This is a genomic window from Herminiimonas aquatilis, from assembly GCF_042665175.1.
In the GTDB taxonomy this organism is placed as follows: domain Bacteria; phylum Pseudomonadota; class Gammaproteobacteria; order Burkholderiales; family Burkholderiaceae_D; genus Oxalicibacterium; species Oxalicibacterium aquatilis.
On record NZ_JBHTCC010000003.1, the window covers coordinates 109433 to 127066 of the forward strand.

The window sequence follows — 17634 nt, forward strand, 5'->3', positions numbered from 1 at the left end:
CCATCATGGCATACGATCACGCAGAAGAAGAGCAACTAGCCAGCCTTAAAGCCTGGTGGAAACAATACGGCAATCTGGTTACATGGTTGTTGATTATCGTGTTGGCTGCTTACGCAGCTTGGGCGGGTTGGGGCGTCTATCAGCGCAATCAATCGGCGCAAGCAGCGCAGCTTTATGAAGAGTTGCAAAAAGCAGTAACGGCGCAAGACAAGGACAAAATTCAGCGCGTCGCTACCGATATGCAAGAGAAGTTTTCTAGTACCGCTTATGCGCAAATGAGTGGATTGGCAGCTGCTAAATCAGCTTTTGATGCGAACGACTTAAAAACCGCAAAAGCGCAGCTGCAATGGGTTGCCGACAAGGGCAGCGATGCATACAAGGCCATTGCCAAAATTCGCCTGGCCGGTATTTTGCTGGATGAAAAAGCATACGATGAAGGATTGAAAGTCCTGTCTGGCGATTTCCCTGCAGAGTTTGCCGGTGTGGTGAGCGATCGCAAGGGTGATATTTATGTTGCTCAAAACAAGCTGGATGAAGCGCGTACCGCTTATCAGACTGCATTGGAAAAAACCGATGCACAGAATCCGGGACGTCAGTTGATCCAGATAAAACTGGATGCAATTGGCGGCGCTGCTGTAAAAAAAGCCGCATAAATTAGCTGCACACATTGGCTGCACAAACGCTTAAGGAAAAAGATGCGTATCAAATTGAATTCCAGCTTGATGACCACGTCCAAAATTATGGGTGTCGGCTTACTGCTTGCAGTGAGCGGATGCTCAACCTTGTCGTCCCTTAATCCGTTCGCCAGCAACCCGTCGACACGTAATCAGCCGGCTGCGCTGAAAGAAGTCAAGCCGACAGCAACTGTGCGTACGATTTGGTCGGAACGCGTCGGCAAGGCAGATCAATATAGTTTCGCTCCTGCGGTAGTCGGAAGCGATGTATTTACTGCTGCTGCTGATGGCACGATCATGCGAATTAATGCCGCTACCGGGCGTTCAGTCTGGAGCATCAATGCTGGAACCAAGCTGACTGCTGGTGTTGGCAGCGATGGCGATACCATAGTCGTGGCGGGTGAAAAAGGCGTCGTGTTGGCATTTGACGGCAACGGCAAACAACGCTGGAAGGCGCAAGCCAGCAGCGAAGTTTTGTCTACACCTGCAGTTGGCCAAGGCGTGGTGGTCGTGCGCAGTCTGGATAATCGTGTTGTCGCACTGGACGCCGAGACAGGTACGCGTAAATGGTTCCTGCAGCGTACGGCGCCGGCACTGACCCTGCGTACTTCGCCTGGCATCACGATTGTGAACTCGACCGCTTTCGTCGGTTTGGCCGGAGGGCGTCTGTTGGCCGTTATGCTGAATAACGGTGCGCCGCGCTGGGAAGTCGCTGTCGGCGATCCGCGTGGTACGACAGAACTAGAACGTATCGCTGATATTTCCGGCTCACCGGTTGTGTCCGGTCGGGATGTGTGCGCAGTGGCTTATCAAGGCCGGGTTGCCTGTTTCGATGCAGCAAGCGGTACGCCACGCTGGGCTAAACCATTGTCCAGCGATGTGGGCGTGGCAGTCGACGAGCGTTTTGTCTATGCGGCCGACGAACGCGGTGGCTTGAGCGCATTCGCGCGGGATGGCGGCACCAGTATCTGGCGCAATACGCAATTGGCAAATCGTCGCTTGTCTACTCCAATCAGCTCAAGCCGTTTGGTAGCGGTAGGCGATTACCAGGGTTATATCCATTTTTTCTCGAAAGAAGATGGCTCGTTAGCGGCGCGTATCAGCACCGATGGCAGCCCGATTCTTGCCGCACCGGCAAGCGCTGGCGCGAATTTTATTTTTCAAACTCAATCAGGAACGTTGGTCGCAATTGCGGCCGAGTAAAACAATTAGATGAAGCCGGTTATTGCACTTGTAGGTCGACCTAATGTCGGCAAATCCACGCTCTTCAATCGACTAACCCGGTCGCGTGATGCGTTGGTCGCTGATCTTCCGGGCTTGACGCGTGACCGGCACTACGGCGAAGGTCGTGTGGGCGAACGTCCTTTCTTGGTCATTGATACTGGCGGTTTCGAGCCTGTTGCCAAGGAAGGCATCATGCATGAAATGGCCAAGCAGACCAAACAGGCGGTGGCAGAAGCGGATGTCGTGATTTTCATTGTCGATGGACGCCAAGGGCTTACGCCACACGACAAAACCATTACCGATTTTTTACGTAAAACCGGTCGTTCCGTGATGTTGGTCGTCAACAAAGCAGAAGGCATGAAATACACCACGGTGACTGCCGATTTCTATGAACTCGGCATGGGCGATCCGTATGTGATTTCTGCCGCGCATGGCGACGGCGTTACCGATCTGGTCGAAGAATCTCTGAATATAGCTTTCGCCCAACGTCCGCCGGAAGAAGAAATTCCTGAGTCGAAAGATCGCAGCGTCAGATTGGCGATTGTCGGGCGCCCTAATGTGGGCAAGTCCACGCTGGTCAATACCTTGTTGGGTGAAGAGCGCGTGATCGCGTTCGATTTGCCGGGTACCACGCGAGATTCAATCGAGATTCCGTTTGAGCGTGAAGGCAAGTTGTACACATTGATCGATACGGCTGGCATTCGTCGTCGCGGCAAGGTATTTGAAGCGATCGAAAAATTTTCAGTGGTCAAAACGCTGCAATCGATTTCCGAAGCGAATGTCGTGCTTTTGCTGCTCGACGCGCAACAGGATATTTCCGAGCAGGATGCGCACATTGCGGGGTTCATACTTGAGTCGGGCAGGGCGCTTGTAGTAGGCGTGAATAAATGGGATGGTTTGACCAGTGATAGACGCGACGAGATCAAGATTGATCTGGAACGCAAACTGGGTTTTCTGTCGTTTGCCAAAACACATTTTGTCTCAGCGCTTAAATCCAGTGGCATCGGCCCGATGATGAAATCGGTCGACAATGCCTACGCTGCGGCCATGTCGAATCTGTCTACACCCAAGCTGACCCGCGCGTTGATCGAGGCCGTGGAACATCAGCAACCGCGTCGCAAGGGCTCCATCCGTCCGAAACTGCGTTATGCGCATCAGGGCGGCATGAATCCGCCTATCGTTGTCATTCACGGCAATGCGCTTGATTCGATAGACGCGAATTACAAACGCTTCCTGGAAAAGCATTTTCGCGAAACTTTTTCTCTGGTTGGGACTCCACTACGTATCGAGTTACGTTCCGGCAAAAATCCTTTCAGCAGGTCAGAAAAATAAGCCTTTTTGGCGGAAAAGTTTGAAATCGATTACATTCCCACTGAGAGAGGCACTTGAAAATAAGCAATATGCCTCAACCTCCTAATCACAACAACACAATGGAGCTGTCATGACCAACAAAGGGCAACTGTTACAAGACCCATTTCTCAATGCCTTGCGCAAAGAGCACGTCCCCGTTTCGATTTATCTCGTCAATGGCATCAAACTCCAAGGTCATATTGAATCGTTTGATCAATATGTCGTTTTATTGCGTAATACTGTTACGCAAATGGTTTACAAACACGCAATTTCGACTGTCGTGCCTGCGCGCGCCGTGAACCTGAGCATTGAGTCTGACGCTGAATAATATCCGCATAATTTTGCCACGGGCGCGGTACTAGTATGCGTGCCGTACTGGTTGGCCTTGATTTTGGCAAAGGCGATTTTGCTGCGAGTCTGGAAGAGCTTTCTCTTCTGGCTCGATCAGCAGGTGCCGAACCTATCATGACAATTACTGGCAAGCGTTCGAGTCCGGATGCTGCCTTGTTTGTCGGTTCAGGGAAGGCAAATGAAATAGCGGATGCGGTGGTCGATCATGAGATCGACATCGTGATTTTCAACCATGCATTATCCCCAGCACAGCAACGCAATCTTGAGCGCCATTTAAAGATCCGAGTGGTTGATCGTACCAGCCTGATTCTCGATATTTTTGCGCAGCGCGCGCAAAGTCACGAGGGTAAAGTTCAGGTTGAATTGGCCCAATTGCAACATTTATCCACGCGCCTGATTCGCGGCTGGACGCATCTGGAGCGGCAAAAAGGCGGTATCGGTTTGCGCGGCCCGGGCGAAACGCAATTGGAAACAGATCGCCGTCTTTTGGGCGAGAGAGTCAAGGCTTTGCGAGCCAAGCTGGAAAAACTCCACAAGCAGCGTGCGACACAACGTCGCGCACGCGGACGTAACAATGCGTTTTCCGTTTCTCTGGTCGGTTATACCAATGCGGGTAAATCAACGCTGTTCAATGCGTTGACTAAAGCCAAAATGCTGGCTGCCGATCAATTGTTTGCCACCTTGGATACCACCTCGCGCCGTATTTATTTAGGTGAAGCTGGTAATGTGGTGATCTCCGACACGGTCGGATTCATCCGTGAGTTGCCGCATCAACTGGTCGCTGCATTTCGCGCTACGCTGGAAGAAACCATCCATGCCGATTTGCTTTTGCATGTAGTCGATGGCGCGAGCCCGGCCCGTATGGAACAGATCGAAGAAGTGAATATGGTTTTGCGAGAAATCGGCGCTGATCACATTCCGCAGATTCTGGTTTGGAACAAGATTGACGCGGCAGGGCTGGAACCTGCTTTGGAACGTGATGAATATGATAAAATCCGACGTGTTTTTATTAGTGCCCAGACTGGAAGCGGATTGGATCTACTGCGGGAAGCAGTAGCCGAATGTGCGAAGCAGCGCACCGCTGGACTTGAAGATGTATCGCTAACTGCGTCTGACGAAGTCAACCTATAACGAATTTATTTGGTATTCCAACCCACTATTTTTCAGCCCGGACCACAAAAGAATGCTTGTTTCCCTACTTAAAAAATTTGGCTTGAAATTTTCGCTCAACGACCCTCGCTGGGGTCGTGGCTCTGACGACAATAAGAATCAGGATGGTAATAAAAGACCGAACGATGGTCCGCCAGATCTGGATCAATTGTGGCGTGATTTCAATCAACGCCTGAGCAACCTGTTTGGTAACAAGAAGAACGGCGGCGGCAACAACGGTAACGGCGGTAACTCCGGTGGTACCGGATTTAAACCTGATATGCGTGGTGCCGGCATCGGTGCGGGCGTCATTGCTGCGATCGTTGGATTTCTGTGGCTGGTCAGTGGTTTTTTCATCGTTCAGGAAGGCCAGACCGGTGTGGTTCTCACATTCGGCAAATATAGCCACATGACGCCAGCCGGTTTTAACTGGCGCTGGCCAACTCCGATTCAAAGCCACGAAACTGTGAATGTATCGCAGGTTCGCACTGTCGAAGTCGGTTACCGGGGGAGCGTCAAAAATAAGCAGCAGCAGGAATCATTGATGCTGACCGAAGACGAAAACATTATTGATATCCAGTTTGCTGTTCAGTTCACATTGAAAAATGCATCCGAATGGGTATTCAATAATCGCGAGAAGGAAGAAATGGTCAAGCAAGTCGCAGAAACTGCGATACGCGAAGTTGTCGGTCGCAACAAAATGGACTTTGTCTTATATGAAGGTCGCGAAAAAATCGCCTTTGACAGCAGTCAGCTGATGCAGCAAATTGTAGATAAATACAAGGCGGGCGTGCAGATCACCAATGTAACGATGCAGGGCGTACAACCACCAGAGCAAGTGCAGGCTTCATTCGATGATGCTGTGAAAGCCGGTCAGGATCGCGAGCGTCAAAAAAATGAAGGCCAGGCGTATGCCAATGACGTGATTCCGCGTGCTCGTGGTGCGGCATCGCGTCTGATGGAGGAGTCGGAAGCTTATCGGGCGAGCGTGACAGCCAATGCGCAAGGTGAAGCTTCACGCTTCAAGCAAGTGCTGGTGGAATATCAAAAAGCACCGGCTGTGACACGTGACCGTATGTATATCGACACGATGCAGAAGATATTCTCGAGCACAACTAAAGTGATGGTCGATTCCAAGGGCAGCAATAATCTGATTTATCTGCCATTGGATAAGTTGATTTCGCAGACATCTGCCGACGCTGCAGCGAACGCGCCATCTACAGCAGCCTCTACTACACCCGTAGTACCATCTGGTTCAGTCGCATTGGAGACGCAATTGCAGCAGGAATCCCGTACCCGTGATAGCCGTATTTCCCGTGATCGGGAGGCTCGATAATGAATCGCCTAATTTCTGTTGTAATCGCATTAGCGATCCTGGTTGGCGTATTTTTTTCGACCATATTTGTAGTGGATCAGCGTCAGTACGCAATCGTGTTTGCGCTGGGTGAAGTAAAAACAGTCATCAGCGAACCTGGTCTGCATTTCAAGTTGCCGCCCCCGTTCCAGAATGTGATTTTCCTTGATAAACGTATTCTGACACTGGATACACCAGACGCTGATCGCTTCATCACTGCGGAAAAGAAGAATATTCTGGTCGATGCTTTCGTGAAATGGCGTATCGTCGATCCACGTTTGTATTACGTCAGCTTTAGTGGCGATGAACGCAGTGCGCAAAATCGCATGGCGCAAATCGTCAAGGCTTCGCTGAACGAAGAAATTACTAAGCGCACAGTGCGTGAAGTAATTTCCGGTGAGCGCGGCGCGGTCATGGACGGCATTCAGAAAAAAGTAACGGAAGAAGCGAAGCAGATCGGTGTCGAAATTGTTGACGTACGTTTGAAGCGTGTTGATTACGTCGATCAGATCAATGCCTCCGTTTTTGAACGCATGAAGTCCGAGCGTGCACGTGTGGCCAATGAATTACGTTCTACCGGTGCTGCGGAATCCGAGAAGATTCGTGCGGATGCTGATCGTCAACGTACCGTGATTCTGGCTGAAGCGTATCGCGATGCCGAGCAGGTTCGCGGTGAGGGCGATGCCAAAGCGTCGCAAATTTACGCACAAGCATTTGGCCAAAGCCCTGAGTTCTACAAGTTCTATCGTAGCCTCGAGGCCTATCGTGCCAGCTTCAAGACGCGTAACGATATGCTCGTGATTGATCCGAATTCTGAATTCTTTAAATACTTCAAAAATCCGACGACTGGCAGTAGCGCTCCGAAGAAATAATCTGTCTGCCGTGAATGTATAGAGATTGACCTCTCGGGACCTAAGATCCTGTCCATTCACGGTGGTAGTTTCTTTTTAGAGCCATTGCCTTATAACAAGAGCGAATAATTTTGACAGGCAGAATCTGCTTTGGGATTTTGTCTTGCCACATATGTGGGCAATATTAGTCGTGTTCTATTTTCTTTTTTTGACCTAATTCATTTCCCGTCATGCCTAATTGGCTATTGCCTGAAAATATTGCCGATGTTTTGCCGTCTGAAGCGCGCAAGATTGAAGAACTGCGCCGTTTAATCATCGACAGCTTTCACCTATACGGCTACGAGCTGGTTATGCCACCGATGCTGGAATATCTGGAGTCACTGCTTGCAGGTGCGGGTCAGGATATGGATTTACGCACCTTCAAGCTGGTCGATCAACTGTCGGGTCGCACCTTGGGTGTGCGTGCAGACATGACCACACAAGTGGCACGCATAGATGCGCATCTGTTGAATCGCAGCTCGGTAACACGCTTGTGTTATTGCGGTAGCGTACTGCAAACGCGTCCTAACGGTTTGCATGCAACGCGCGAACCTTTGCAAATCGGTGCCGAAGTATACGGTCACGCCGGTTTGGAGGCCGATGGCGAAATTCAGGAGCTGGCACTGGCCTCTCTGGCATTGGCCGGCTTTACGCATGTGCGCTTGGATTTGTGTCACGTCGGGGTGTTGCGTGCGCTGCTGGAAAACGATGTAAGCGCGCAGAAGGATGAGCGCGCACTGTATACTGCGTTGCGTGCGAAAGACGTGCCTGCTTTGGAAGAGATCACCGCGGCCTACGGCGCCGAAACGCGTCGTGCCTTGCTGGCATTGCCAGGTTTGTATGGTGATGTGGCTGTCATTGCGAAGGCGCGCGAAGTATTACCGAACTTGCCTGGGATTACCAAGGCTCTGGATGAATTGAATGCCTTGGTCAGCCTCGCAGGAAATGCCAACGTGACGATCGATCTGGCAGACTTGGGCGGCTATCAATACGAGAGTGGCGCGATGTTTGCGATCTATGTTCCCGGCCTGCCGAACGCGGTTGCACGTGGTGGTCGGTACGACCATGTAGGTGAAGCATTTGGCCGCGCCCGTCCGGCTACCGGCTTTTCGATGGATTTGCGCGAATTGGCGCGACTGTTACCAGTAGCTGAGCCCAAGCGTGCGATACGCGCACCATGGGGACGCGAACCGGCATTAGGTAAAGAAATTGGCGCATTGCGCAAGGCTGGGGAAGTCGTGATTCAAAGTCTTTCCGGCCACGAAAACGATCAGGATGAGTTCGAGTGCGATCGCGCACTCGTGCTTGAAGATGGCAACTGGATTATCAAAAAATTAGGTTAAGTGATGTCTACAAAAAGCATGGCAAAAAACGTCGTAGTAATCGGTACCCAGTGGGGCGATGAAGGCAAGGGCAAGATCGTCGATTGGCTGACCGATCATTCGCAAGGCGTGGTGCGCTTTCAGGGCGGCCACAATGCGGGCCATACGCTGGTTATCGGCGGTCACAAAACCGCATTGCAACTGATTCCATCCGGCATCATGCGCGACGGCGTGGCGTGCTATATCGGTAATGGTGTGGTGCTGTCGGTCCCCGACGTGCTGCGCGAAATCGACAAGCTGGCTGCGATCGGCGTAGAAGTGCCGTCGCGTCTGAAAATCTCGGAAGCTTGCCCGATCATTTTGCCTTATCACACAGCACTCGACGTTGCGCGTGAAGTAGCCCGTGGCGATGCGAAGATTGGCACCACTGGCAAAGGCATCGGGCCGGCATACGAAGATAAGGTTGCACGTCGCGCCATTCGTGCAGCCGATCTGCTGAACGAAAAACGTTTTGCAGAAAAGCTGCGTGAAAACCTCGACTATCACAACTTCGTTTTGGCTAATTACCTGAAGGTCGCGACAGTCGATTACCAAAAAACATTGGATGATGCGTTGGCCGATGTACCGCGCCTGAAACCAATGGTAGGTGATGTCTCGAGCGCGCTCTATGCAGCATTCAACGCAGGTGCGAACCTGCTGTTTGAAGGTGCGCAAGGCAGCTTGCTCGACGTTGATCACGGTACTTATCCCTACGTCACTTCCAGCAACTGCGTGGCAGGTAATGCGTCGACCGGTTCGGGAGTTGGTCCAGGCATGTTGCATTACATTCTGGGTATTACCAAGGCATACACCACACGCGTAGGTTCAGGTCCGTTCCCATCCGAACTGCCAACCGATGCAGGCGTCGGCAAGCATCTGGCAACCGTTGGTCATGAGTTCGGTACGGTTACCGGCCGTGCGCGTCGTTGCGGCTGGTTCGATGCCGCATTGCTGAAGCGCTCGGTCCAGATCAATGGCGTGACCGGCATGTGCTTTACCAAACTGGACGTGCTGGATGGTTTGGAATCGCTGCGTATTTGCACGGGTTATAAATTGAATGGCAAAACGGTTGATATCTTCCCGGTTGGTGCGGAAGATGCAGCAGCCTGCGAGCCGATTTACGAAGAAATGCCAGGCTGGAAAGAAACAACAGTCGGTGCAAAAACGCTGGAAGCCTTGCCGGCAAATGCACGTGCTTATATCGACAGAATCGAGAAACTCGTAGGCGTACCTATCGACATGATTTCAACCGGTCCTGATCGAGAAGAAACCATCGTATTGCGTCATCCGTTCAAATAAGATTAATACGAACAGTCGGCAGTATGTCTGAAGCCAGCGATAAGGATTTATGGGTTGCATGGGATGAATATCACCATGCAATCGAACGTCTTGCTTTGCTAGTGTATGAGTCTGGCTGGAAATTCGATCAAATACTTTGCCTGGCGCGTGGCGGTTTGCGTCCAGGCGATGTCTTCTCCCGCATTTTCGATGTTCCACTGGCGATACTCTCGACCAGTTCTTATCGCGAAGATGCCGGCATGACGCAAGGCATGCTGGATATCGGCAGGCACATCACGATTACCAACGGCACCTTGAGCGGCCGCATTTTGCTGATTGATGATCTGGTTGATTCCGGCGTGACGCTGGAAAAAATTCAATCGCATCTCGCACAGCAATTCCCTGAAGTGACAGAAGTAAAGTCTGCCGTCATCTGGTACAAAGCTTGCTCATCAGTCAAGCCTGACTACTATCTTGAATATTTGCCGCACAATCCATGGATACATCAGCCGTTTGAAGAATACGATGGGCTGCGTCCGCAACAATTAGCGGCGTGGATGAAAAAAGGCGAAGTTGAATAGTTGCGTGTAGTGATGCTGTCATGCTCGGCTGGCAATATGCGGTGAGCGGGGTGGGTAACACAGAGCGATACTAGGAAAAAATGCGAGCAATCGGATATCAAATCGACTGCAATATATGACTGCAAGAAAAAGCAGTCTGAAAAAGAAAAACCCCGTTGACGAATCAACGGGGTTTTAATAACTTGGTGCCCACGGAGGGACTCGAACCCCCACACCTTGCGGCACATGGACCTGAACCATGCGCGTCTACCAATTCCGCCACGTGGGCCTACAGAAAGATCAGCAGTATAGCGGAAAACATTTGAAAGTCAATCACGGAATGCAATGAATTTGCATGATTGCTGACTTATTGTGCAAACATTGTCACCGTCCGTTACACTGACTCCCGTTCCAATAACAATTAACTGAAACAGCTTTTGAGCCAATACTCTTATACCATTCCCAGCCGTGAGGAAATTCTCGGCATCTTACGCACAGCGACCACGTCGCACGATGCGCCATCCCTTGCCACCGCACTCGGCGTAAAGCCTGATGAGATGGACGGCCTCATGCGCCGCCTGAACGCCATGGAGCGCGATGGCCAGATCAAGCCGGATCGTTCCGGTAATTATCAACTCGCGAACTCGTCCAATTTTATTGAGGGCCGCGTCAGCAGTCATCGTGATGGCTTCGGTTTCCTGATTCCTGATGACGCCAGTGCGGACATCTTTCTGCCAGAAAAAGAAATGCAGAAAGTCCTGCACGGTGATCGTGTACAAGCACGCATCATCGGTACCGACAGACGCGGTCGTCCTGAGGGCACCATCGTTGAAGTTGTATCGCGTGCGAACACCCATGTGATTGGTCGTTTGCTGAATGAAAACGGCATATGGGTAGTCGCACCTGAAGATAAGCGCATTGGCCAGGACATCATACTTGCGGGTTCGCCAGGCAAGGCTAAAACCGGTCAGGTGGTTAGCGTAGAGCTCACAGAGCAGCCTTCGCGTTTTAGTCAGCCTGTAGGCAAGATCGCCGAAGTACTGGGTGACATCGATGATCCAGGGATGGAAATTGAAATCGCCGTGCGCAAGTACGGTGTGCCGCATGAATTTTCAGAAGAAGCCAAAAAAGCAGCAGCCAAATTGCCAAGTGAAGTCCGCGCTATCGATATAAGCGATCGCGTCGATTTGCGTGATGTACCGCTAGTGACTATCGACGGCGAAGATGCGCGTGACTTTGACGATGCAGTTTATTGCGAGCCATGCAAAATTGGTAAGGCAGATGGCTTCCGGTTGATCGTTGCCATTGCTGACGTCAGCAACTATGTCAAACCAAACGAAGCGCTGGATGTCGATGCGCTGGAACGCAGTACTTCCGTGTATTTCCCGCGTCGCGTGATTCCCATGCTGCCGGAAAAATTATCGAATGGCTTGTGTTCGCTGAATCCGGGTGTTGATCGTTTGACCCTGGTGTGCGATGCAGTGATCACGGCTAAAGGTGAAATCAAGGCTTACCAGTTCTATCCAGCCGTGATTCATTCCGCCGCACGTCTGACGTATACCGAAGTTGCCGCTGTCCTTGGTAATACCAAAGGCATAGAAGCCGCGAAGCGCCCGGCGCTGGTGCCGCATCTGTTGAACCTGCACGGCGTATATCAAGCCTTGCTGCAAGCGCGTCACGCGCGCGGTGCGATTGATTTCGAAACGACAGAAACCTACATTGTTTGTAACGAAGTCGGCAAGATTGAACAAATTCTGCCGCGCACGCGTAACGAAGCGCACAAGCTGATTGAAGAATGCATGCTGGCCGCCAACGTATGTGCCGCTGATTTGCTGGAGCGTCACAAGCATCCAAGTCTGTATCGCGTGCACGCGTTGCCGACCAAGGAAAAATTGAATCAGGTGCGTACCTTCCTGAAGCAAGTCGGCTTGAATCTGGGCGGCGGCGACAAGCCTAGCGCATCCGATTATGCCGAGTTGATGCCGAAGATCAAGACGCGTCCCGATGCATTGCTGCTGCAAACGATGTTGCTGCGGTCGATGCAGCAAGCGGTTTACAGTCCTGAAAATATCGGTCACTTTGGCTTGTCGTATGAGGCTTATGCCCATTTCACTAGCCCGATTCGCCGTTATCCGGATTTGCTGACACATCGTGCTATCAAGGCGATTTTGCAAGGCAAGCGTTATACGCCTAAGGGCATAGACACCAGCGTGTTGAACACGATGTTATCGCCTGCAGCGCGCAAGAAGCATGCGCAAGATAAAGCCGAAGGCAAGCAAAAAGCTGAAGGCGATCTGGCGATCTGGGAAGCACTGGGCATCCATTGCTCCGCCAATGAGCGACGTGCCGACGAAGCGTCGCGTGACGTAGAGGCATGGCTCAAGTGCTACTTCATTCGCGACAAGCTGGGAGAAGAATTCACTGGTGTGATTTCCGGTGTGGCAACCTTCGGTATTTTCGTGCAGCTGGATTCACTGTTCATTGAAGGCATGGTGCATGTGACCGAGCTGGGTGCCGATCACTTCAAATTCGATGAAGCACGTCACGAGTTGCGTGGCGAGCGCACGGGCATTCGATATCAGTTGACTGATAGGGTGACGGTTCAGGTCAGTCGAGTCGATCTGGATGCACGCAAAATCGATCTGCGCCTGGTTACCGAGCCCGGCATCCGTACGGTCTTGAAGAATGAAGCTCGCCGTGCCGATAACGAGCACCTGCAACGTACGCAAAAAGCGGAACAAAAAGGTGTTGCAGGCAATAGCGCTAAAAAGAGTACCGTGAAAACCGGCACCAGCACGGCTAGCGCGCCGCCTGCCAAAAAAACCAAAGCCAAACGTGCGCCGGCGACGCCAAACAAGCAGCGTCCACCGGCAACCAAACCAAGCAAGAAGAAACGATAAAAATGAAGAGCAAGATGATTTTCGGCTTTCATGCCGTGACAGCGCGTTTGCGTCATGAAGCCTCTTCGGTAGAAGAAATTTATATTGACGCCAGTCGTCACGACCAGCGTATGAAGGATTTGATACGCGCTGCCGAAGCTTCCAAGGTAAGAATTATTTCAGCCGATGACGCACGCCTGAGCAGTATCGTTGGCACGCGTCGTCACCAAGGTGTCGTGGCCAAGGCCGGCGAACTGTCGCTGGCACGCAATCTGGATGAGTTGCTGGATGCAGTCGATGGTCCGCCGTTGTTGCTGGTACTTGACGGTATTACCGATCCGCATAATTTGGGTGCTTGCCTGCGTGTGGCGGATGGCGCAGGTGCGCACGCGGTGATTGCGCCTAAAGACCGTGCAGTAGGTTTGAATGCGACAGCAGCCAAAGTTGCCAGTGGTGCGGCGGATACGGTTCCATACATTACGGTAACGAATCTGGCACGTACCCTGCGTGAACTCAAGGAGCGCGACATCCTGTTGATCGGCACCACCGACGATTCTGAAAAAGGGCTGTATGAAGCCGATTTTTCCGGCCCGGCGGCATTGATCATGGGCTCGGAGGGTGAGGGCATGCGTCGCCTGACCCGCGAAACCTGTGATGTGCTGGTTGGCATCCCCATGTTCGGTTCGGTGGAAAGCTTGAATGTTTCCGTGGCTTCGGGCGTTTGCCTGTATGAAGCACGCAGGCAACGGATCGCCAGCGGTTCATAAGACGCGATGTCATAAACGCGATGGATGTAGCAGTCATCCATCGATCAATACATAAAAGCCGTACAACTCATGATGGAAGGCTACTCAGCGTCCATCATGACTTGCTATAACAGGCTAATATTGTTGCTTCAGCATTTTTCGCATATCCATATTCCATGTTTAGTCGTATTCGAGAAGATATCGCCAATATCATTGTCCGCGATCCCGCCGCGCGCAGTGAATGGGAAGTCATAACCTGCTATCCGGGTTTGCATGCCATCGTGATGCAACGCTGGGCAAACTGGTTCTGGCGCAATGATTTGAAGTGGCTGGGACGGTTTACCTCGCATATTGCACGCTGGTTGACCGGGATTGAAATTCATCCGGGCGCAAGAATCGGTCGCAGGGTTTTTATCGATCACGGTTTTGGCGTGGTGATCGGTGAAACAGCTGAGGTTGGCGACGACTGCACGATTTATCAGGGCGTCACCCTAGGCGGGACTTCGCTAAGCAAAGGTGCGAAGCGCCATCCTACGTTGGGCAACGGTGTGATCATCGGCGCTGGCGCTCAGGTGCTGGGTGCATTCACGGTTGGCGAAGGCGCCAAGATAGGATCGAATGCCGTGGTCGTGAAGGAAGTCCCTGCGGGTGCCACTGCAGTAGGCAATCCGGCGCGCATCATCCTGAAAGACAATGCGCGGGATGAAGCAGCGGCGCGGATGTTTGCAGCCTATGGCGTCACACCGAATGGCGATGATCCCTTATCCAAGGCCTTGCACGGCTTGATTGATAATGCCGCGACGCAGGAACATCAGATCGAAAGAATTCTGGCAGCTTTGAAATGCGCCGGTATTGATTGCGAAACCTTGCTTGCTACAGAAAAATTCGATCCGGAAGAAATGAACAAGCTGGTCGAATAACAATCACTGAATAAGTACTTTAAATGAATGATGATGTAAGTAATTCTGTATCTCTGGAGCAGACAGCCAGTGAGCAATTCCTGTTGGATGCGGGAGAAATCCGCGTGCTGGCAGTACTGGCTGAAAAAGAAGCGCTCACGCCGGACAGTTATCCGATGTCGCTGAATGCGCTGACGAACGGCTGCAATCAATTAACCAGTCGCGATCCTGTGATGTCCCTGAGTGAATTGGACGTACAGGCAATTCTGCAACGTTTGATGGATGAGAAGTACGTTGCCGAGGTTAATCAGGCTGGCGCACGCGTCAGCAAGTATCAGCATCGCTTGCGCATGAAGTGGTCGCTGGAACAGGACAAGCTGGCGGTGTTGACCATTCTTATGCTGAGGGGAATACAGACTGCCGGGGAAATCCGCACGCGTTCCGGGCGCCTGCATGAATTTTCTTCGATTGCTGATGTCGAGGCGGGATTGCAGTTTCTGATGGATAAATATCCACCGCTGGTTGCGCGTCTACCGCGTGCACCAGGAACCAAGGAGGCGCGTTATGCCCCCTTGTTATCAGGCGAGGTTTTTTCTGAGTCGAGTGAAGCGTCAGCGCTTACCGGCACTTCAACTCATGTGAGTCGGCAAGATCGCATGACTCAGCTTGAAGAAGAAGTCAGCGCTTTGCGGCAGCAAGTTACTGCATTATCAGAACAGTTTCAAAAATTCCAAAAACAGTTTGAATAAAGCCGCATGGATGCGCTGCTCATGGTCATTGAGTGGCTGTGAGCAGTCGCCTTATCGATGTCGGAAGAATGTCTTCTAATTGCCGATTTCAACACCATACAAATCAAAGCGACGGATTGTTCCTGTCGTATCTAGGGCGAGCCAGTCTCCCCGCGGCTCAGCACCATCCAGATCCCAGTCCGATAAGACATAGCGCACACGGGTCTTGCCATTTGCCTGATAGTCATGGCGCGCCGGCCTGTGGGTATGGCCGTGGATCATGATCGCTGTTGCCGTTTGCGCGAACAAACCGGCAATGGCTTCATTGTTGACATCCATGATGTCGTAAGACTTGTCACGCTGAGCAGCACGACTGCCGGCACGCAGATTTTCGATGATGGCTTTGCGTTGTATCAGCGGCAAGTTGAGAAAATTCCTTTGCCATTCAGCATCTCTGACCTGAGCACGAAACTGCATATAAGCCGCGTCGTCGGTGCAATAGGCATCGCCATGCGTAAGCACCAGCAAGCGATCGGCTATCGTCGTCACAAATGGATCGGGCAGCAGCGTCAGATTACAGCTTTTTGCGAATTGCTCGCCGACCAGAAAGTCGCGATTGCCTGCAATCCAGAAGACCTCAATACCACGGTCACTGAGATTCCTGAGCTCCGTTACGACTTGTTGGTTGTATGCATCGGGTATGTCGTCATCGCCTGCCCACGCTTCAAAAATATCGCCCAGCAAATAAAGCCGTTGGGTTTTTGTTGCTTGTGTATGCAGGAAGTTGAAAAATGCCTCGGTCGTTCGTGGCATCGCAGCCTGCAAATGCAGGTCAGAAACAAAAAGCGCAGCCTGCAATGGCTGCGCTTGTTTGTTCGAAGCAGAGGATGAAATTGTCATATCGTGCGTCGAGAATGATGCGTTGTCAGAAGTAAAGATTAGATGACTTCTGCTTTTTCGATGATTACATCTTCTACCGGTACGTCAGCAAACATGCCGCTGCGGGTCGTTTTGACTGACTTGATTTTTTCGACGACATCGGTGCCATCTGTAACTTTGCCGAATACGCAGTAACCCCAGCCGTCTTGGCCTGGATAGTCGAGGAAAGTGTTGTTGTTGATATTGATGAAAAATTGGGCAGATGCAGAGTGCGGGTCCGAAGTGCGTGCCATTGCCAAAGTGTAGAGGTCGTTCTTGAGGCCGTTCTTGGCTTCGTTTTCAACTGTAGCGTTGGTTGGCTTTTGTTTCATGCCTGGCTCGAAACCGCCGCCCTGGATCATGAAGCCGTCGATCACGCGGTGGAAAATGGTGCCCGCATAGTGGCCGGAGTTAACGTAGGCCAAAAAGTTTTCAACCGTCTTGGGCGCTTTTTCTGCGTCGAGTTCGATGGTGATTTTGCCGTGGTTGGTGGTGAGGATGACTGCCATATTATTCCTTGAACTAGGTAAAGTGAAACTGACTAAGTGATGCTAAATGAGTGATGCCAAATGAGTGATGCGAACAATTATGCGTAATTTATTGAGTGATTATTTTGTAATAGTGGCGGATTCAATCACGACAGCCTGCACTGGCACATCCTGATAAGGGCCGCGATTACCGGTGCTGACTTGCTTGATCTTGTCGACGACTTCCGTTCCTTTGACGACTTTGCCGAATACGGCATAACCCCAGCCATCTACACCAGGATAATTCAACATGTTGTTGTTTTTCGTGTTGATAAAGAACTGCGCAGTTGCGGAATGTGGATCGCCGGTGCGAGCCATCGCAATGGTGTAAGTGTCGTTTTTCAAACCGTTTTGCGCTTCATTGCGAATCGGTGCGCGTGTTTGTTTTTCACGCATGTTTTTGTCAAAGCCGCCACCTTGAATCATGAAGTTGCCTATTACACGGTGAAAAATGGTGCCATCGTACTGACCACTTTTAACGTATTGCAAAAAGTTTTCGACCGATTTAGGAGCCTTCTCAGGATTTAATTCCAGTTCGATATCTCCCAAATTTGTTTTCAATACCACGTGAGGCGCATCTGCTGCATGCGCCAGTTGGAACGCGCCAGACAGAGATAGAGCAGCAAGCAGGGTCATGACACGACGGCGGGAAAATTTCATTTTGACTTCCTTTATTGATAGCTGTTGTGCGGTTAATTATTGCCATATGTTCATGACGACATGATGTCGAAATCAGGTTTGTCTTG

General features: G+C 51.4%; 17 protein-coding genes and 1 tRNA gene. 14 read left to right on the forward strand and 4 right to left on the reverse strand.

Going from position 1 to position 17634, the window contains the following annotated elements; translation table 11 throughout:
* The first annotated feature begins 5 nt into the window (after window positions 1-5).
* From ACFQO0_RS12960 to ACFQO0_RS13005, 10 genes are all read left to right on the forward strand, one after another.
* Window positions 6-653: a tetratricopeptide repeat protein gene (locus ACFQO0_RS12960; RefSeq protein ID WP_382235282.1), complete on the forward strand. Its 648-nt coding sequence runs from the start codon at window positions 6-8 to the stop codon at window positions 651-653.
* Between the two features lie 42 nt (window positions 654-695).
* Window positions 696-1877: an outer membrane protein assembly factor BamB gene (bamB, locus tag ACFQO0_RS12965; protein ID WP_382235284.1), complete on the forward strand. Its 1182-nt coding sequence runs from the start codon at window positions 696-698 to the stop codon at window positions 1875-1877.
* A 9-nt stretch (window positions 1878-1886) separates the two neighbouring features.
* The gene (gene der, locus ACFQO0_RS12970; protein ID WP_382235286.1) at window positions 1887-3230 is read left to right on the forward strand and encodes a ribosome biogenesis GTPase Der; all 1344 of its coding nucleotides are present in this window, start codon (window positions 1887-1889) and stop codon (window positions 3228-3230) included.
* 109 nt (window positions 3231-3339) lie between these two features.
* Complete coding sequence (gene hfq, locus ACFQO0_RS12975; protein ID WP_304931855.1) at window positions 3340-3576, forward strand: RNA chaperone Hfq; 237 nt, start codon at window positions 3340-3342, stop codon at window positions 3574-3576.
* Between the two features lie 35 nt (window positions 3577-3611).
* Window positions 3612-4730, forward strand: coding sequence for a GTPase HflX (gene hflX / locus ACFQO0_RS12980; protein WP_382235289.1), 1119 nt, complete (start codon window positions 3612-3614; stop codon window positions 4728-4730).
* A 52-nt stretch (window positions 4731-4782) separates the two neighbouring features.
* A complete protein-coding gene (hflK, locus tag ACFQO0_RS12985; RefSeq protein WP_382235291.1) occupies window positions 4783-6084 on the forward strand; it encodes an FtsH protease activity modulator HflK in 1302 nt (433 codons plus the stop codon).
* Window positions 6084-6974, forward strand: a complete 891-nt coding sequence (hflC, locus tag ACFQO0_RS12990; protein ID WP_382235293.1) for a protease modulator HflC — start codon at window positions 6084-6086, stop codon at window positions 6972-6974. Before hflK ends, hflC begins: the two co-directional genes overlap by 1 nt.
* 209 nt (window positions 6975-7183) lie before the next feature.
* Window positions 7184-8335: an ATP phosphoribosyltransferase regulatory subunit gene (locus tag ACFQO0_RS12995; protein ID WP_382235295.1), complete on the forward strand. Its 1152-nt coding sequence runs from the start codon at window positions 7184-7186 to the stop codon at window positions 8333-8335.
* 3 nt (window positions 8336-8338) lie between these two features.
* A complete protein-coding gene (locus ACFQO0_RS13000; RefSeq protein ID WP_382235297.1) occupies window positions 8339-9652 on the forward strand; it encodes an adenylosuccinate synthase in 1314 nt (437 codons plus the stop codon).
* Between the two features lie 23 nt (window positions 9653-9675).
* Window positions 9676-10212, forward strand: a complete 537-nt coding sequence (locus ACFQO0_RS13005; RefSeq protein WP_382235299.1) for a phosphoribosyltransferase — start codon at window positions 9676-9678, stop codon at window positions 10210-10212.
* A 183-nt stretch (window positions 10213-10395) separates the two neighbouring features.
* On the opposite strand, the gene ACFQO0_RS13010 is transcribed toward ACFQO0_RS13005, so the two are convergent.
* Window positions 10396-10480 (reverse strand) — tRNA-Leu (locus ACFQO0_RS13010).
* Between the two features lie 148 nt (window positions 10481-10628).
* Between ACFQO0_RS13010 and rnr the strand changes: the two genes are divergently transcribed.
* The 4 genes from rnr (at window position 10629) to ACFQO0_RS13030 (ending at window position 15464) form a co-directional block, all read left to right on the forward strand.
* On the forward strand, window positions 10629-13091 hold the full coding sequence (gene rnr / locus ACFQO0_RS13015; protein ID WP_382235301.1) for a ribonuclease R: 2463 nt from the start codon (window positions 10629-10631) through the stop codon (window positions 13089-13091).
* Between the two features lie 2 nt (window positions 13092-13093).
* On the forward strand, window positions 13094-13837 hold the full coding sequence (gene rlmB, locus ACFQO0_RS13020) for a 23S rRNA (guanosine(2251)-2'-O)-methyltransferase RlmB (protein WP_382235303.1): 744 nt from the start codon (window positions 13094-13096) through the stop codon (window positions 13835-13837).
* 155 nt (window positions 13838-13992) lie between these two features.
* Window positions 13993-14736 carry a serine O-acetyltransferase gene (gene cysE, locus ACFQO0_RS13025; protein WP_382235305.1) on the forward strand — a complete coding sequence of 248 codons (744 nt, stop codon included), beginning with the start codon at window positions 13993-13995 and terminating at the stop codon, window positions 14734-14736.
* Window positions 14737-14759: 23 nt separating this feature from the next.
* Window positions 14760-15464: a YceH family protein gene (locus ACFQO0_RS13030; protein WP_382235307.1), complete on the forward strand. Its 705-nt coding sequence runs from the start codon at window positions 14760-14762 to the stop codon at window positions 15462-15464.
* A 75-nt stretch (window positions 15465-15539) separates the two neighbouring features.
* Here ACFQO0_RS13030 and ACFQO0_RS13035 read toward each other — a convergent pair whose 3' ends face one another.
* From ACFQO0_RS13035 to ACFQO0_RS13045, 3 genes are all read right to left on the reverse strand, one after another.
* Window positions 15540-16343 carry a UDP-2,3-diacylglucosamine diphosphatase gene (locus tag ACFQO0_RS13035; protein ID WP_382235309.1) on the reverse strand — a complete coding sequence of 268 codons (804 nt, stop codon included), beginning with the start codon at window positions 16341-16343 and terminating at the stop codon, window positions 15540-15542.
* A 38-nt stretch (window positions 16344-16381) separates the two neighbouring features.
* The gene (locus ACFQO0_RS13040) at window positions 16382-16870 is read right to left on the reverse strand and encodes a peptidylprolyl isomerase (protein WP_382235311.1); all 489 of its coding nucleotides are present in this window, start codon (window positions 16868-16870) and stop codon (window positions 16382-16384) included.
* 99 nt (window positions 16871-16969) lie between these two features.
* Window positions 16970-17548, reverse strand: coding sequence for a peptidylprolyl isomerase (locus ACFQO0_RS13045; protein WP_382235313.1), 579 nt, complete (start codon window positions 17546-17548; stop codon window positions 16970-16972).
* Between the last annotated feature and the right edge of the window lie 86 nt (window positions 17549-17634).

Bases quoted from the DNA above. Each gene is read 5' to 3' on its own strand.
- ACFQO0_RS12960 (WP_382235282.1), top strand. From the start codon at position 6: ATGGCATACGATCACGCAGAAGAAGAGCAACTAGCCAGCCTTAAAGCC.
- bamB (WP_382235284.1), top strand. From the start codon at position 696: ATGCGTATCAAATTGAATTCCAGCTTGATGACCACGTCCAAAATTATG.
- der (WP_382235286.1), top strand. From the start codon at position 1,887: ATGAAGCCGGTTATTGCACTTGTAGGTCGACCTAATGTCGGCAAATCC.
- hfq (WP_304931855.1), top strand. From the start codon at position 3,340: ATGACCAACAAAGGGCAACTGTTACAAGACCCATTTCTCAATGCCTTG.
- hflX (WP_382235289.1), top strand. From the start codon at position 3,612: ATGCGTGCCGTACTGGTTGGCCTTGATTTTGGCAAAGGCGATTTTGCT.
- hflK (WP_382235291.1), top strand. From the start codon at position 4,783: ATGCTTGTTTCCCTACTTAAAAAATTTGGCTTGAAATTTTCGCTCAAC.
- hflC (WP_382235293.1), top strand. From the start codon at position 6,084: ATGAATCGCCTAATTTCTGTTGTAATCGCATTAGCGATCCTGGTTGGC.
- ACFQO0_RS12995 (WP_382235295.1), top strand. From the start codon at position 7,184: ATGCCTAATTGGCTATTGCCTGAAAATATTGCCGATGTTTTGCCGTCT.
- ACFQO0_RS13000 (WP_382235297.1), top strand. From the start codon at position 8,339: ATGTCTACAAAAAGCATGGCAAAAAACGTCGTAGTAATCGGTACCCAG.
- ACFQO0_RS13005 (WP_382235299.1), top strand. From the start codon at position 9,676: ATGTCTGAAGCCAGCGATAAGGATTTATGGGTTGCATGGGATGAATAT.
- rlmB (WP_382235303.1), top strand. From the start codon at position 13,094: ATGAAGAGCAAGATGATTTTCGGCTTTCATGCCGTGACAGCGCGTTTG.
- cysE (WP_382235305.1), top strand. From the start codon at position 13,993: ATGTTTAGTCGTATTCGAGAAGATATCGCCAATATCATTGTCCGCGAT.
- ACFQO0_RS13030 (WP_382235307.1), top strand. From the start codon at position 14,760: ATGAATGATGATGTAAGTAATTCTGTATCTCTGGAGCAGACAGCCAGT.
- ACFQO0_RS13035 (WP_382235309.1), bottom strand. From the start codon at position 16,343: ATGACAATTTCATCCTCTGCTTCGAACAAACAAGCGCAGCCATTGCAG.
- ACFQO0_RS13040 (WP_382235311.1), bottom strand. From the start codon at position 16,870: ATGGCAGTCATCCTCACCACCAACCACGGCAAAATCACCATCGAACTC.
- ACFQO0_RS13045 (WP_382235313.1), bottom strand. From the start codon at position 17,548: ATGAAATTTTCCCGCCGTCGTGTCATGACCCTGCTTGCTGCTCTATCT.